Below are 15,289 nucleotides of genomic sequence, written 5' to 3'. Positions count from 1 at the left end.
GAATTTATTCAAATTTTGAAGACACTTACCAAAGCAGAAGAAGACGTAATGCAAATCCTTTGGGATTTGGAAGAAGCTAATGTAGCCTCTATTATAGAGAAGTTGCCAGAGCCAAAACCTGCCTATAATACCATATCGACAATTGTTAGGATTTTAGAAAACAAAGAATTTGTTGATTACAGGAAAGAGGGCAGAGGCCATATTTATTTTCCAAAAGTAAAAAAGGAAGACTATAGCCATAAAACCCTAAATAAGTTTGTTGATGGCTATTTTCAAGGCTCATTTAAAAGTATGGTGTCTTTTTTTATGAAGGAAAATGATATTAGTATTTCTGAATTAGAAGATGTCTTAAACCAAATGAACAAAAACGAAAACTCATGATACAGACAATTATAGAAATACTGGTGTTTCAAGTACTGTTTTTAGCAGTGTATGAGTTGTTTTTAAAGAATGAAACCTTCTTTAATGCAAACAGAATATACCTATTGGTAACACCAATCTTAAGTTTGGTACTTCCCTTTATTTCGTTAGATGTATTTAAGACAGAAATAACAACACCATTCTTCCAGCAATTACCAACTGTTTTTATAGGAGATGTTTCAACAGTACAACAAACAGAATCATCTGTATGGTCATTACCTATGGTTTTGTGGTTAGTTGGATCTGGTATTGCATTATTGTTAATGTGTATAAAGTTAATTCAGCTTTATAAGTTGAAAGAAAAGGCAACTCAAGAAAAACTAGAGCAATGTAAAATCTATATAATTCCGCAGTCCACCTTGGCATTTTCATTTTTCAATACTATTTATATTGGTAAGGATATTTCTGAGCCTAAGCGTAAAAGCATCTTAGATCACGAGTTGGTTCACGTTAAAGAAAAACATTCCATAGATCTTTTTCTATTCGAAATTTTGAGAATTGTGTTATGGTTTAATCCACTAGTATACCTATTTCAAAAACAATTGCGCGTATTACACGAGTATATAGCAGATACTAAAGTAGCGGCACAACAAACCAATTCTAATTATTATCAAGACTTACTTACAGAGGTCTTTCAAACACAGAACTTATCATTCACAAATACATTTTTCAATCAATCTTTAATCAAAAAACGAATCATTATGTTACACAAAAACAGATCAAAATCGATGTTTAAACTAAAGTACCTTTTAACAATTCCATTAGTATGCGGAATCTTATTTTACACCTCTTGTCAAAGCGACAACTCTGTAGTGCAAGATGATACATCTGTTGAAAACAAAATTGTAGAGTTAGAAATGTCTTTAGAAGATAAAGGCTCACTCACAAAAGAAGAGCAAGTGCTTTTAACTAATCTAAAAGCAATAACAAATAAGGAGGATACCTACCTTAAAAATGGTAATGTAGAAGTTATAGAGGTTGTTGAAACAGATGGCTTAGCTACAACGGATGTACCTTTTTCAATAGTTGAGCGTGTGCCTACATTTCAAGGATGTACAGGTACAAATACTGAGTTAAAAACTTGTATGTCTAACAAAGTTTCTTTGTTTGTACAGGAAAATTTTGATGTAAAACTGGCAAAACGTTTAGGGTTAAGTGGTACACAGAAAATTTATGTTGCATTTAAAATAGATAAAACAGGAGAAGCAACAGATATTAAGGCTAGAGCACCTCATCCAGAATTATCTGAAGAAGCAACGCGTGTTATTTCTAAGCTACCTAAGATGTCTCCTGGTTTGCAAAGCGGTAAGGCTGTAAATGTTTTATACTCTTTACCTATAGTTTTTGAAATTGCAGAATAAGCTAATAACATATATACTAATAAGTATTTGCATAATAACTAAAGCCCAATCTCAAGATCGGGCTTTAGCTATTGCAGACAGCCTTTATGCTATTGGCAGTTACACAAATGCTATAAAAGCTTATAACAGCTCTAGCTATAAAAACAACCGATTACTTAAAATAGCAAATGCCTATGAAGCTTTAGGTCAAACTAATTCTGCTTTAAATTATTACAAGAGTTTTATAAAAGATAATCCAAAATCAACAACTGCTATTTTAGCTTATGCAAAGCTATTAATATCTAAAAATGACTTTAAAACTGCAGACAGCTTACTATTAAGTATATATGATGCTAATAAAGACAATCCCAATATACCTTATCAATTAGGAATATCTAAAGATTCTCAGAAAGATTCTTCTGCAACACAATATTTTGAGCAGACATTAAAAATAGATAGCACGCATACAAATGCTAAATATAGATTAGCAAAATTTTATGTTGTTAAACGAAAGTTTAATAAAGCAGAACCTTTAATTACGTCGTACTTATCTAACAATCCAGATGATGTTAGATTTTTAAACTTACAGGCACTTCAATATTTTCACCAAGAGAACTATCACGACGCGATAGTGCATTATAATGAGTTGCAAGCTTTAGGAGAGCATACAGAACAACTCTATAAAAACTTAGCGGTATGCTACTCAAAAACCTATCAATACAATAAATTGATTAGTGTTTATAAAGAGTTATTAAATACGTACGACAACCAAAATGGCTCTTGGCACTATTGGTTAGGACGCGCTTATTTTTTTGAGGGTAAAATAGATGAAGCTCAAAAGCATATAAATTTAGCGTTACTTATTTTAGATCAACCTTTAGATGATTATTATTTAAATTTTGCAATGACCTATGTTGAGCAACAAAACTATGCTGAAGCTATAAAGTTTTTAAAAATTGCTATTGAAGAAAATTCTGAGAATAAAATGGCTCACTATCAATTAGCAGTGGCTGCAGATAATTATTATGAAGATAAAAACGCTGTATTAAATATGTACCAGCGTTATATTGATAAATTTGGTACAGAAACTAATTTAAGCATTCTGGTGAAACGAAGAATGAGTGATTTAAAGAAAGAACAGCATTTTAATGCAACAGAAAAAGATAACTAGAATTACTTTACACGAACTGCCTTTGGAACTAAACCCGTATAATCACCATTGTTTCTAATTACATCTCTAACAATTGAAGATGAGATATAGCTCTTGCCGGAAGAGGTTAGTAAAAACACAGTTTCTATTTCTGCCAACTTTCTATTAGTATGCGCTATAGCTTTCTCAAATTCAAAATCTCCAGGATTACGTAAACCACGCAGTATAAATTGGCAATCGTTTTTCTTCGCAAAATCAACAGTAAGACCTTTGTAGGTTACTACTTTTATCTTAGGCTCATCTTTAAAGGTTTCCTCTAAAAAATTCTTACGCTCTTCAAGAGAAAACATATATTTCTTATCGGCGTTTACACCTATAGCCAAAAATACTTCATCAAAAAGTGTGAGACCACGTTCAATAATATCGTAATGCCCTAATGTAATGGGATCAAAAGAACCAGGAAAAATAGCACGTTTCATAAGGTTGGAGTCTTAGGAATTGTTAGTGAGATAAAGATACTTAATTAAAAATAGACTAGTGCATTGCAGCAGCTATCACATTACTAAATAAATCTTTTAATGAAATGCCAGCTTCTGCAGCTTGTTGTGGTATAATGCTAGCTTCACTTAAGCCAGGACAAGTATTTACTTCAAGAAAATGAGGCTCATTATTATGAAAGATAAATTCTGCTCTTGTAAGTCCTTTTAACTTTAAGGTCTTGTAAATTTTAATTGCTATTTGTTGTACTTCATCACGTTGGGCATCAGAGATTCTGGCAGGTGTTATTTCTTGAGATTGCCCGTTGTATTTTGCCTCGTAATCAAAGAAATCATTCTCAGACACAATTTCAGTAATTGGTAAAGCGGTTATAGTAGTGTTGTAGGTAATTACACCTACAGAAACTTCTGTGCCATCTAGAAAACTTTCAACCAAAACTTCATCGTCTTCTTTAAATGCTACATCTAATGCCTTTGGAAATTCTTCAGCATTATAAACCTTACTAATCCCAAAACTGCTACCAGCTTTATTTGCTTTCACAAAACACGGTAAGCCAACTTTAGAGATAATCTGATTTACATTTACAGTGTCTCCTTTATTTATAAACACATTTGTAGCGGTTTTAATGCCATAAGGTTTAAGAACGCTAATAGTATCCCTTTTATTAAAAGTGAGTGCAGCACTATAAAAATCGCAAGCAGTTTGGGGTATGTTTAACAGCTCCAAATAGGCTTGTAGTTTACCATCTTCGCCTGGTGTGCCGTGTATTGTATTAAAAACAACATCAAACCTTATTGTCTTGCCTTGCTTTATAAAAGAAAAATCATTTTTATTTATAACATAGCTATGATTTTCATTATCAAAAGCTAGCCATTCTTCTTTTAGTATATGTACTCGGTAAGGCGTGTATTTTTCTAGGTCAATGTGTTTGTAAACAACATTTCCGCTGTTAAGTGAAATTTGAAATTCACTTGAATATCCGCCCATTGCGATGGCCACAATTGTTTTCATTTTCAATAAAATTAGAAAGGAAACGTTATTTGCTTAACAATTTCAAAAGTAACTCGAAATACGCTACTAACAAAACGCAAGCTATTTTATATCTTTGCGTCTTAACCTTCACAAATGAGCATTGTAAAATTTATTTTTAGTAAGACATTCTTAATTCAAGTTGTCTTAGCAATTGTAGCAGTTTTTGTAATCTGTTATATCGCATTATGGTATTTAGATATATCTACCAATCACGACCAGCGTATCGAGGTTCCAGATCTTTCTAGAATGGCATTAGATCAGGTTGATACTCAATTGGAAGAATTAGACCTTAGAAGAGAAATATTAGACTCTGCTAATTACAATCCAGACTTCCCTAAATATTCTGTGATAGAGCAAGTACCTGCTGCAGGTAAGTTTGTAAAAGAAAATAGGAAAATATACCTTACTTTAAATCCGTCTGGTTATGGAACTATTGAAATTCCTAACCTTATAAGACGTACGCGTAGACAAGTAGAACCTACATTACGTTCTTTAGGTTTTGAGATAGGAGATGTTACTTTTAAACCAGATATTGCTAAAGATGCTGTGCTAGAGTTACGCCATAAAGGCAAACGTATAGAACCAGGTGATATGCTTATGAAAACGTCTAAGATTGATTTAATTTTAGGAGATGGTTCTGGAAGATATAATGGTAATCTGGATAATGATGATGATAATGACGGAACACAAGACACCAATGACACAGAACAGTAAACTTAGCCCTAAAGGGTTTGATACCTCAAACTCATCAGAAGATAATGATGATGACTTGTATGAACACTATGCCTTTACAGCTAGCAAAGGACAGGAACCGTTACGAGTAGATAAATTTTTAATGAATTTCATTGAAAATGCAACACGTAATAAAATACAGAAAGCAGCCAAAGAAGGTAATATTTATGTAAATGATGTTGTTGTAAAACAAAACTACAAAGTAAAAGCAGGCGATGAGGTTAAGGTGTTATTTGAGCATCCGCCTTATGAAATGTTGCTTACGCCTGAAGATATACCTTTAAACATTGTTCACGAAGATGACGATGTACTGGTAGTTAATAAGCCTGCCGGTATGGTTGTTCATCCTGGACATGGTAATTACTCAGGAACCTTAATAAATGCATTAGTTTTTCACTTTGATAACTTACCAAATAATAGCAGTAACCGTCCAGGTTTAGTACATAGGATAGATAAAGATACAAGTGGTTTATTAGTTGTAGCTAAAACAGAACATGCAATGACGCATTTGTCTAAACAGTTTTTTAATAAGACAAGCTCTAGAGAATACTTAGCCTTAGTATGGGGAAATGTTGAAGATGATCAAGGTACTATAGAAGGTCATATTGGAAGACATCCTAAAAATAGATTACAGAATACCGTATTTTTAGAAGATGATGCCGATGAAAAAGGTAAGCCAGCCGTTACACATTATAAAGTGATAGAGCGTTTAGGGTACGTAACATTATTATCTTGTAAATTAGAAACAGGACGCACGCACCAAATTCGTGTTCATTTAAAACATATTGGTCATACTCTTTTTAACGATGAACGTTATGGAGGTGATAAAATCTTAAAAGGAACACACTTTAGTAAGTACAAACAGTTTGTGGACAATTGCTTTAAAACGTTACCACGACAAGCACTACACGCTAAAACTTTGGGATTTGAACATCCAGTGTCTGGCGAGTGGTTAAGTTTTGATTCTGATATACCAAAGGATATAAGTGACTGTGTAGACAAGTGGCGTAATTATGCCACACACGCTATGGACTAATAGCATCCTATTTCTCTATATTTCTATAAATAAATTCGTTGTCAAGCATTTTTAGCAACGCTAATTAGGTTGTATTTTTGACAATATATCCACGCCATTACTATGGTTATAATTAATGTTACGAGTATAAAGAATTGTTTATGAAGATAGTAGTTTCTCCAGCAAAGAGTTTAGATTTTGAAACCAAAATGCCTACCACGCGTGGTACACAACCCACATTTTTAGAACAGGCTGCTCAAATAAATAGAAAACTAGAGACTTTTTCTAAAGCTAAACTAGGTAAGTTAATGAGCATTAGTGATAAGCTTGCTGACCTTAATTACCAACGTTATAAAGACTTTACTGAAACTCATGACAAGAAAAATGCACGGCCAGCAATGTATGCTTTTGCAGGAGATGTTTACACAGGTTTAGATGCTTATACAATAGAAGAAGAAAAGATAGATGCTGTAAATGATAGATTACGAATCTTGAGTGGTATGTATGGAATTTTAAAACCTTTAGATCTTATACAACCATACCGCTTAGAAATGGGAACAAAATTACCTGTAGGACGAGGAAATAAAGACCTTTACGACGTATGGAAAGAACCTGTTACTACATACTTAAATAACGAGCTTGAAGATGATGAGTTATTTTTAAATTTAGCAAGTCAAGAATACTTTAAGGCAGTTGATACCAAGGCTCTAAAAGTTCCTGTGATTTCACCGGTTTTTAAAGATTTTAAAAATGGAAAACTTAAGATAATAGCTTTCTTCGCTAAAAAAGCGAGAGGAAGTATGGTACGTTATATTGTCGATAAAGATTGTAAAACACTTGAAGACGTTAAAGGTTTTGACTACGAAGGCTATCGTTTTAGTGAAGAACATACAGAGAAAGCACAAGAACCAGTTTTTATTAGATAGCTGCTAAAAGATTAATTTGAAAGACTATTAAATTTAGAACTACCTAAACCCGAAACTATCTTTCATCATACGCATCCATACCAGCCTTTTATTCCAAAACATACAACAAAACTGATAGTTGGTACATTGCCGCCACCACGTTTTACAACGGGTATTTTAAAACCAAATGACGTGGCCTTTTCTTACGGAAGTATAGATGGTCTACTTTGGCCAGTTTTAGAACAAGTATTTCAGGTGTCTCTAGATTACGAAACCACAGAAGTTGCTATTTCACAACGAAAAGCGTTATTAAAAAAACATCATATTGGTATTTGTGATATTGTGGATTCAGCATTTAGGGATAAGGTTGATGCTTCAGATGCTGGAATGCGGGATATAAAATTAAGAGACCTTATAGCTTATCTGGAAAAGCATAAGAGTATACACACACTATTGTTTACTGGTGGTAACAGTAAAAATGGACCTGAATATTTTTTCAGAAAACATTTAAAGGAATATCAGTTAAAATTAGAAGTAGTGAATAATGATGTGCCTAGAATACATCAATTTAAAATGCCGTCTTCTAACCGCATGATTACAACCGTGTCTTTAACCTCACCTTCAGGATCTGCAAATAGAGCAGTAGGTAGTATACAGTTGTATAAAGATTTAAAAAAACAAAACCCGAAATTCAATACAATTGATTTCCGAGTCTTGCAATACAGAAAGTTTTTCACAAATCTGTAAGAGAAAATTTAAATGCCTTAAGCGTTTAAATTATTTTTTATTCTGTTGATCTTTGATTGTTTTTTCATCAATATCAACTTTATTAGTTTCTATATTTCTGTTTCCTGTAGGATTCGTTGGATGTTTTTGTTCCGTCTTCCTTTCAAATTTCTTATCCATAATTCTGTATTTTTTTGTTTGATATCTAAATTTAAATATTAAACAGAAGAATGTAAAACTATGACTTCTAAGACTTTGTTAAACTATCTTATGGTTTTAACAAATTGAGGAATATTTGCAACACCTTTTTTAGTAAGATGTTTTATAAATGCAGATCCTATAATTGCTCCTTTAGCATTTGCAGTAGCATCTTTAAAGGTTTGCTCATCTTTAATCCCAAATCCAACAATTTGTGGATTTGTTAAATTTAAATCTTTAATTCTTTTAAAATAAGATTGCTGCGCTTCTCCAAATCCGCTTGTACTACCTGTAACACTTGCAGAACTCACCATATAAATAAAAGCGTTTGAAGCCTCATCTATTTGCTTTATACGCTCATCTGATGTTTGTGGAGTAATTAAGAATACATTGGAAAGGTTGTGTTTTTCGAAAATCCCTTTATAATGTTCTTCATATTCTGCTAATGGTAAATCTGGGACAATTAAGCCATCAATACCTATTGCTTCACATTCTTTACAAAATGCTTCAAACCCAAATTGCAACATAGGATTAAAGTATCCCATAATAATTAAAGGGATAGAAACTTGAGATCTTATATCTCTTAATTGCTCAAACAAAAGTTTGGTAGTCATACCATTTTGTAATGCTTTTGTTGAACTTTCTTGTATGGTAGGTCCATCTGCTAAAGGATCACTAAAAGGTAAACCGATTTCAATCATATCTACACCGCTATCTTCGAGTGATTTTATGATTGTAACCGTATCGTTTAGTTTTGGATAACCTGCTGTAAAGTAAATAGACAAAAGGGTTTTGTCTTCAGCTAATGTTTTGTGTATTCTGTTCATAGTCTGCTAATGTCTTGCAAAAATAAGCAATCGTTAGAGCTTTAAATAGAATAAAGTGTTAGTCTTTTCTCAATAATTTATCTGTAACTTTCTTTACACCTTTAGATGCTGTATCTTCTATAATTGTTAAGCGTTTAGATGCCGTTACGTTTGGCTTAGGATCTATAAAATAAATAGGGGTTTCCTCGTGCACAAAATTTATTAGACTAGCTGCTGGATACACCTGCATAGAGGTACCTATAATTATAAGTATGTCTGCCTGCTCGGTAATAGATACTGCGTGATCGAGCATTGGTACGGCTTCACCAAACCAAACTATGTGAGGCCTAAGTTGGTGATTGTGTTCACAGAAGTCTCCTAGGTTTAAATCTGTTGTCCAGTCTAGCACTAAGTCTTCATCAAAAGTACTTCTTACCTTATTAAGCTCGCCATGTAGATGAATTACATTACTGCTACCAGCACGTTCGTGAAGATTATCTACATTTTGAGTGATGATATGTACATTAAAATGCTCTTCTAATTTAGCGAGACCAATATGACCTTCATTAGGAGATACCTCTTTAAGTTGTTTTCTGCGTTGGTTGTAAAACTCTAATACTAACTCTGGATTACGTTCAAAAGCTTGCGGTGTGGCAACTTCCATCACGTCATGACCTTCCCAAAGGCCGTCTGCATCTCTAAAGGTTTTGAGGCCGCTTTCGGCGCTCATTCCAGCACCAGTTAATACTACTATGGTTTTTTTAGAAGATTCTGTTTTCAAAATTTCAGTTTTACTTAAAATTACTGAAATTTAATTGAAAGCCTAATCTAACCAGGTTTTGAATTCGTAAAAATTTTGTGGTGCAACACCATGACCAACTGGAAATTCAGAATANTTATANTTAATATTTAATTGATCTAGAAAAGGTTTTGCCTTACGCGCCCAATCAATAGGAATAACTTGGTCTACAGAACCGTGTGAGCAATAAAATGATAGGTTAGAAAAATCNTTGTCTTGGTAACCTTCAACTAAAATATCTTCATTTACATAACCGCTTAATGCTACTACACGCTTAATTTTTTCTGGGTAGGATAGTGCTACAGCATAACTCAAGATTGTACCTTGACTAAAACCTAGTAGGGTTACATTATCTTCATCTATTGGGTATGCTTTAAGGGCTTCATCTATAAAATTAGAAATCTTATCTCTACTTTCTATTGCCTCTTCTTCATTACTNAATTTTCCGCCAGCNGCATCAAAATTAATTGTGTACCACGCATTGCCATANGGTTGCATTGGTTGCGGTGCTCTCACAGAGATAATCATATACTTGTCATCTAATTCTGTAGCAAATGAAAATAAATCATTTTCATCGCTACCGTAACCGTGAAACATAAAGATAACAGGTGCTTTTTNGGTTAANGATGAAGGTTTTATGATGTGGTGTAATGATAAGGGTGCTGTTGTCAAAATTGTAATAGTTTTAGTTTGTTGGTACTATAATAGAAAACCATTTTTGGAATAGAGGACCTAATACAGGAATTTCTTGATACTTGCCTTGTGCAGCACCTATAAAGCCAAAGGCCCACAGTACTACAATAAATACCCAAAATGCAGAAAAGATTAAGAGGCTGTCAAACCAACCAATAACAAATGCCAAAGATAACTGCAGTAAATGTATACCTATTGCTTGCCTTAANTGAAAACCTCCAAATTTAGTAGGGTTATCTTTATGCATAAACAATGCTATAAGTGCACCTATAAATGTTAAGTAGGAGACCACTGCAATAGTTTTTCCTGGTATNATGTNTTCTTGTGTATTCATNATAAACTANGAAATTATCTATTTAGTTAAGTAANATATCTCCTTGAGAAACTATGCCGTAAACCGTACCTTTTAAAGTAGTGCCAAGTAAAGCTGAATTTTTGGAGGTAGACAAGACATTTTTTTCTGTAAATGTTGAAGATCCTTCTGGATTAAATAAGCTGAAGTTTGCTTTATTACCTTCCTTAATTTCTGAAGTTTTTATATTAAATCTCTGTTTTCCTCGTGTTAGAAAATTAACGATTTCTTCTGTGGTAAATATAGTTTTTAAGGCACCAAAAGCTGTTTCTAGGCCTATGCTACCATAAGAAGCATTTTCAAATTCAGTTTTCTTATGCTCAATATCTATTGGTTGATGATCACTAGTAACCATATCTATTGTGCCGTCTTTTAATCCTTTTCGTAAAGCATNTACATCNGTGGCAGTTCGTAATGGTGGTTGTAGTTTATAGTTACTCTCAAATTCTTCTAATTTATCATCTGTAAGTAATAAGTGATTTACACTTACACTACAGGTAATATCCAATCCCTTCGCTTTTGCATCTTTAATAAGCTCAACAGATTTTGCTGTGGTTATTGTAGGGATNTGAAGCNTTCCTCCAGTATATTCTANTATGAAAAGGTCTCTTGTAATTTGTAATTCTTCAGCTAATGAAGGAATTCCTTTTAGGCCATAAAGTGTACTGTTATGATGCTCATTAACTAATCCTTTTCCAGCAATTTGATTGTCTTGCGGGTAACTTTGTACTAACCCATTAAAATTTTGGGCATAAAGCAGTGCGATCTTTAACAAATTGGCATTAGTTATAGCGTGTTTGTAGTCTCCAAATGTTATTGCGCCATGTTTATGCATATCATACAGCTCTGCTAAATCTACTCCTTTAGAGTGTTTNGTGAGTGCTCCACATATATGTAATGCAACAGCATGAAGTTGNGCTTTGTTTGTAATAGCCACAACTAAAGAGCTAGTGTCTACAATAGGATTTGTTTTAGGATTTAAGACTATATCTGTAAATCCACTTTTTCCTGCTACATTAAGACCATTNGCTATAGTTTCGCGTTCTTCATAACCAGGTTCTCCAAAACTCACACTGGAGTCAAACCAACCTTGAGAAAGATGAAGGTTTTCTAACTCTACCACAGTATCTGCAGANGTTGTTATAGTTTCTGCAATAGTTTTTATGGTACCATTTTCCACAAGAATATCTACTTGCTTGTTATGAAACGCGCTCTTAGGATCTATTATTTTTGCAGATTTAATTAATATGGTCATTTCAGGAATTTTAAGAGAAGTATTTCTATACAAAGAAATAGTAGTGCAAAAATAACAAACCATTTCCATAAATCGGTTATACTATTATCTTGTTGCATTTGCTTAAAAAATGAAGATACTTGATTGTTAATTGTAATATTTTCGAGTTGAGAAATATTCTGGTAAGTTAACTCACTTTCGTCACGGTTATAATTATAACTTAGTTTAAGCAATTNTTGATTTTCGTTTTTAACCACATAATTATTTGCCAACTNTGGTAGCTCATTAGTNGTAATCTGAACCTTAGAATTAAAGTTTTGTTGCAATGGTATAAAAGACCCATTTTCACTTTCAATTTTAAGAATATCATCTTGTGGTAATGCCACATTTACATCAAGACTATTTGCGTTGTTTATAGTATAATATAAGGTTCCGCCTTTTAAGCTTTGTTTGGCTATATTATAAAATGTAGGAACAATTAATGGCGCATTTTTGAAATTTGAATTTTGAGAATTTAATGCAGCTGTAAATCTGTATACATTGCCAGTTTGTTCTAAAAAACTTGAGTTATCTTGATAGCCTAAAACNTTGTTNGCNNTGGCGNTTGTTGTAAAATACGATTGTACNTTAGGGTATTGAAAGTTATCTATACGNTTGTCAAAAACACCTTCATATATAGGATGCGCAAAGACAATACTGGTNATTTGTTTTTCCTGAGTTTTTAACTCAGAAAAAGGNGATAACCCTAATTGGTTAAATAAAGAATTGTAACTGTTTATATTTGCTTCTNGTGCTGGTANAATTATTACAGTACCGTTTGCTGCTGTTACTTTATTTAAAATAGTAGCAAGGCCATTTGGTAATTGCAAGACTTCATTTAAAATTATACANTTAGCATTATTTAATTGGTTNTAATCTAATTGAGNAGTTGTAGAAGTAATAAGTTCAAATTCTGGTGATTTATATAGTTTTTTTAGATAACTGTCATCTACATCACTAATTGCAATTACCTTAATAGGATCTGGTTTGTTAATNCTAAAATATAGTATGTTGTCATATTGTAAACCAGTATCTTCTACACGAATATTGCCGTTAATACTTTCTGGNTTTTGTATGTTGAAAACTGTTTCTGAAGTGCTGTTTTCCTCAAGNTGCACACTTGTTTTGGCTAAAAGTGTGTTACCGTCATAAAGAGCAACAGGAAGTGTTCCTGATAGTGAACCAGTACTTGATATTTTTGTAGCTAATGTGATAGAATTAATGCCACGATCTTTAACGTAAACACTATCGACAGAAAGGTTNTCTTTATTTACAGGTGAAAGTTGTACAAAGTTTACAGAGATCTCCTCAGGAGTTTGCTGAAATGGATCGTCATTAATTTGAAAGTCTGAAATAGCAACAAAATTCTTTACAACANCTTTGGTTTTTGAAAACTCATTTTTAGCACGTATTAAAGCAGTGTTTACAGATATGCTTTGAGCTTCATAAGTAATTTCTTGTATCTCATTTCGAGACTCTCTCAACGTTGTATTTTTTAATCTATCTGTATTTGTAAGAAGAGTAAAAACTTCATCTTCAGGAATTGTTTCTAATAACTCCTGAATGGCTCTTTTTAAAAGTTCACCCTTTTGTCCCTTTGCCTGCATGCTAAAGCTGTTATCCAAGTAGATTACAGTCTCTTGTGGTTTAGTAGCATTATCATTTGCAGTAAAAAAAGGTTGAGCAAAGGCAGTTATTAAACACGCCATTAATAAGAGACGTGAAAGTAATGTAAGCCATTTTTTAAGTTGAGAGCTTTTTCNTGTTTGTAAGATTACGCGTTGGAGAAATTTAACATTGGTNAACTCTTCTTTCTGAAATTTACGAAGCTGAAAAAGATGTACGATAATAGGAATTACCAGTAAAAAAAGCGCGTAAAGTAATTCTGGGTATTTAAACTGCATTCCTATTTAGTGTATACGCCAAATATAGTGATGTATACCTAAATATATAATACTTGTACAGGGTTTCTGTATAACTTAATTAATAGTTAGTGTTGTAGGCTTTTCAACAGTAAAAGTAAAGGTTGTGAATTTTCCTAATTCTGAAGCTACAGAGATCTCGCCATTTAGTTTTTTNACTAACTTCTTAACCACCGAAAGACCAATGCCATTTCCTTTTTTTCCTCTATTATCAGTTTCACTTGCTGTTTTAAACAGCTTAAAAATTTCTTTGTAATTACTTTTTTCAATGCCAGGACCATTATCGGTCACCGTAAATTTATAATGTGATTTGTTTTCAGTAACATTTACACTAATAATGCAGTTGTCTTTATCATTGTATTTAACGGCATTAGAGAATAAGTTGGTGAAAATCTGAGTTAAAGCAATTTTATTTGAATTTATAACATGAGTTTCTGTAGGNAACCAAAACTGACATTTTTGAGATGTTAGATTNATTTTTAGCAAATTGTCAAAAAANGCTTTAATATTAATGGTCTCNAAACTGTTTTGTATACCGTGCTCACTTGTATACATATCTAACATACCAGTTATGTATTCATTTATTGTAAATGAACAATCTTTAATAAGGTTAAGCCTNTCTTGACCGTCTTTCCCTAACTTGGTNTTNTATTTAGTTTTAATGATGTCTGCAGTAGTAATAATACTTGCAATTGGTAACTTTAAATCGTGTGAGGCCACAGCTGCAAATTCACTAAGCATATCATTAGTTCGCTCTAATTTTTTATGAATATTAGATTGATTTAATTTATGTTTTCTATGGTTTAGTAAATATTCTGCTTGTTTGCCCAANAGCTTCATCGAAGCTATTTGAGAATNACTTAATTGTCTTGGTTTGTCATCAAAAATACATAATGTGCCAATTGCAAAACCATCTTNACTTANNANNGGNACNCCTAAATAAAACACTACAGATTTTANNTCTGTAACNATTGGNTTNTCATGAAAGCGTATATCTTTNCGTGCATCTTCAACAATCATGATTTCGTGAGGATTGTGAATAAGATGACCACAAAAAGAAAGAGATCTAGGTGCTTCAGTAAACGGTACCTTGTTATTGGATTTGTACCAATTTCTATTCTTATCTAAAATAGTTAATAAAGCGTGCTGAACACCACAAATTTGAATAGCTAATTCTGTTAAATTATCAAATTGCTCTTCAGGCTCAGTGTCAACTATGTGGTAAGAATCAACAGCTTGTTGTCTTAAATCTTCTTGTAATGTATAACTAGGTGCTTGCATAGCTTCGAATAATATCTCGGAACACTTTAATAATCAATCAGCTAGCAAAAATAATCTAAAGTCGTATCAAATCATAATATTTTCTTAAAAAACTTAAAAAAATGTTAATTAAATAATTTTCAATACTACGTATAAACAATGAAACCC

Annotated in this window: 16 protein-coding genes; 7 read left to right on the top strand and 9 right to left on the bottom strand. The window is 32.7% G+C overall.

Features of this window, described 5'->3' with window-relative positions; genetic code table 11:
- Positions 1-15 precede the first annotated feature (15 nt).
- From CL818_RS10330 to CL818_RS10320, 3 genes are read left to right on the top strand one after another with little or no spacing between them, the layout of a single operon-like run.
- Positions 16-381: a BlaI/MecI/CopY family transcriptional regulator gene (locus CL818_RS10330; RefSeq protein WP_013187340.1), complete on the top strand. Its 366-nt coding sequence runs from the start codon at positions 16-18 to the stop codon at positions 379-381.
- Positions 378-1,781, top strand: coding sequence for a M56 family metallopeptidase (locus CL818_RS10325; RefSeq protein WP_272973677.1), 1,404 nt, complete (start codon positions 378-380; stop codon positions 1,779-1,781). Before CL818_RS10330 ends, CL818_RS10325 begins: the two co-directional genes overlap by 4 nt.
- Positions 1,765-2,931 carry a tetratricopeptide repeat protein gene (locus CL818_RS10320; RefSeq protein ID WP_272973678.1) on the top strand — a complete coding sequence of 389 codons (1,167 nt, stop codon included), beginning with the start codon at positions 1,765-1,767 and terminating at the stop codon, positions 2,929-2,931. The genes CL818_RS10325 and CL818_RS10320 overlap by 17 nt, the downstream gene beginning before the upstream one ends.
- 2 nt (positions 2,932-2,933) lie before the next feature.
- On the opposite strand, the gene coaD is transcribed toward CL818_RS10320, so the two are convergent.
- Together coaD and CL818_RS10310 are read right to left on the bottom strand one after the other, a co-directional pair.
- Positions 2,934-3,389, bottom strand: a complete 456-nt coding sequence (gene coaD, locus CL818_RS10315; protein ID WP_013187343.1) for a pantetheine-phosphate adenylyltransferase — start codon at positions 3,387-3,389, stop codon at positions 2,934-2,936.
- Positions 3,390-3,444: 55 nt separating this feature from the next.
- The gene (locus tag CL818_RS10310; RefSeq protein WP_272973679.1) at positions 3,445-4,419 is read right to left on the bottom strand and encodes a D-alanine--D-alanine ligase; all 975 of its coding nucleotides are present in this window, start codon (positions 4,417-4,419) and stop codon (positions 3,445-3,447) included.
- 114 nt (positions 4,420-4,533) lie between these two features.
- Here CL818_RS10310 and CL818_RS10305 point away from each other — a divergent pair, with 114 nt between their 5' ends.
- From CL818_RS10305 to CL818_RS10290, 4 genes are all read left to right on the top strand, one after another.
- Positions 4,534-5,154 (top strand): PASTA domain-containing protein, encoded by a 621-nt coding sequence (locus tag CL818_RS10305; RefSeq protein WP_013187345.1) that lies wholly within the window; start codon positions 4,534-4,536, stop codon positions 5,152-5,154.
- Complete coding sequence (locus CL818_RS10300; protein WP_272973680.1) at positions 5,138-6,208, top strand: RluA family pseudouridine synthase; 1,071 nt, start codon at positions 5,138-5,140, stop codon at positions 6,206-6,208. The genes CL818_RS10305 and CL818_RS10300 overlap by 17 nt, the downstream gene beginning before the upstream one ends.
- A gap of 140 nt (positions 6,209-6,348) precedes the next feature.
- Complete coding sequence (gene yaaA / locus CL818_RS10295; RefSeq protein ID WP_272973681.1) at positions 6,349-7,113, top strand: peroxide stress protein YaaA; 765 nt, start codon at positions 6,349-6,351, stop codon at positions 7,111-7,113.
- A 57-nt stretch (positions 7,114-7,170) separates the two neighbouring features.
- Positions 7,171-7,839 (top strand): uracil-DNA glycosylase family protein, encoded by a 669-nt coding sequence (locus CL818_RS10290; protein WP_272973720.1) that lies wholly within the window; start codon positions 7,171-7,173, stop codon positions 7,837-7,839.
- A 30-nt stretch (positions 7,840-7,869) separates the two neighbouring features.
- On the opposite strand, the gene CL818_RS10285 is transcribed toward CL818_RS10290, so the two are convergent.
- From CL818_RS10285 to CL818_RS10250, 7 genes are all read right to left on the bottom strand, one after another.
- Positions 7,870-7,998: a hypothetical protein gene (locus CL818_RS10285; protein ID WP_013187349.1), complete on the bottom strand. Its 129-nt coding sequence runs from the start codon at positions 7,996-7,998 to the stop codon at positions 7,870-7,872.
- 83 nt (positions 7,999-8,081) lie between these two features.
- Entirely contained in the window at positions 8,082-8,843 is a 762-nt protein-coding gene (trpA, locus tag CL818_RS10280) for a tryptophan synthase subunit alpha (protein WP_272973682.1), read from the bottom strand.
- A 58-nt stretch (positions 8,844-8,901) separates the two neighbouring features.
- A complete protein-coding gene (locus tag CL818_RS10275) occupies positions 8,902-9,552 on the bottom strand; it encodes an SIR2 family NAD-dependent protein deacylase (protein ID WP_272973721.1) in 651 nt (216 codons plus the stop codon).
- Between the two features lie 93 nt (positions 9,553-9,645).
- Positions 9,646-10,293, bottom strand: a complete 648-nt coding sequence (locus tag CL818_RS10270; protein WP_286972939.1) for an alpha/beta hydrolase — start codon at positions 10,291-10,293, stop codon at positions 9,646-9,648.
- A 377-nt stretch (positions 10,294-10,670) separates the two neighbouring features.
- Positions 10,671-11,921: a dihydroorotase gene (locus CL818_RS10260; protein WP_286972936.1), complete on the bottom strand. Its 1,251-nt coding sequence runs from the start codon at positions 11,919-11,921 to the stop codon at positions 10,671-10,673.
- Positions 11,918-13,843, bottom strand: coding sequence for a BatA domain-containing protein (locus CL818_RS10255; protein ID WP_286972935.1), 1,926 nt, complete (start codon positions 13,841-13,843; stop codon positions 11,918-11,920). Before CL818_RS10255 ends, CL818_RS10260 begins: the two co-directional genes overlap by 4 nt.
- 75 nt (positions 13,844-13,918) lie before the next feature.
- Entirely contained in the window at positions 13,919-15,142 is a 1,224-nt protein-coding gene (locus CL818_RS10250) for a GAF domain-containing sensor histidine kinase (protein ID WP_286972934.1), read from the bottom strand.
- Positions 15,143-15,289: the final 147 nt, after the last annotated feature.

It is taken from the genome of Croceibacter sp. (assembly GCF_002716225.1).
GTDB lineage: Bacteria > Bacteroidota > Bacteroidia > Flavobacteriales > Flavobacteriaceae > Croceibacter > Croceibacter atlanticus.
Note: the sequence above shows the minus strand (reverse complement) of the source record. Positions and strands in the feature narration are given on the sequence as shown.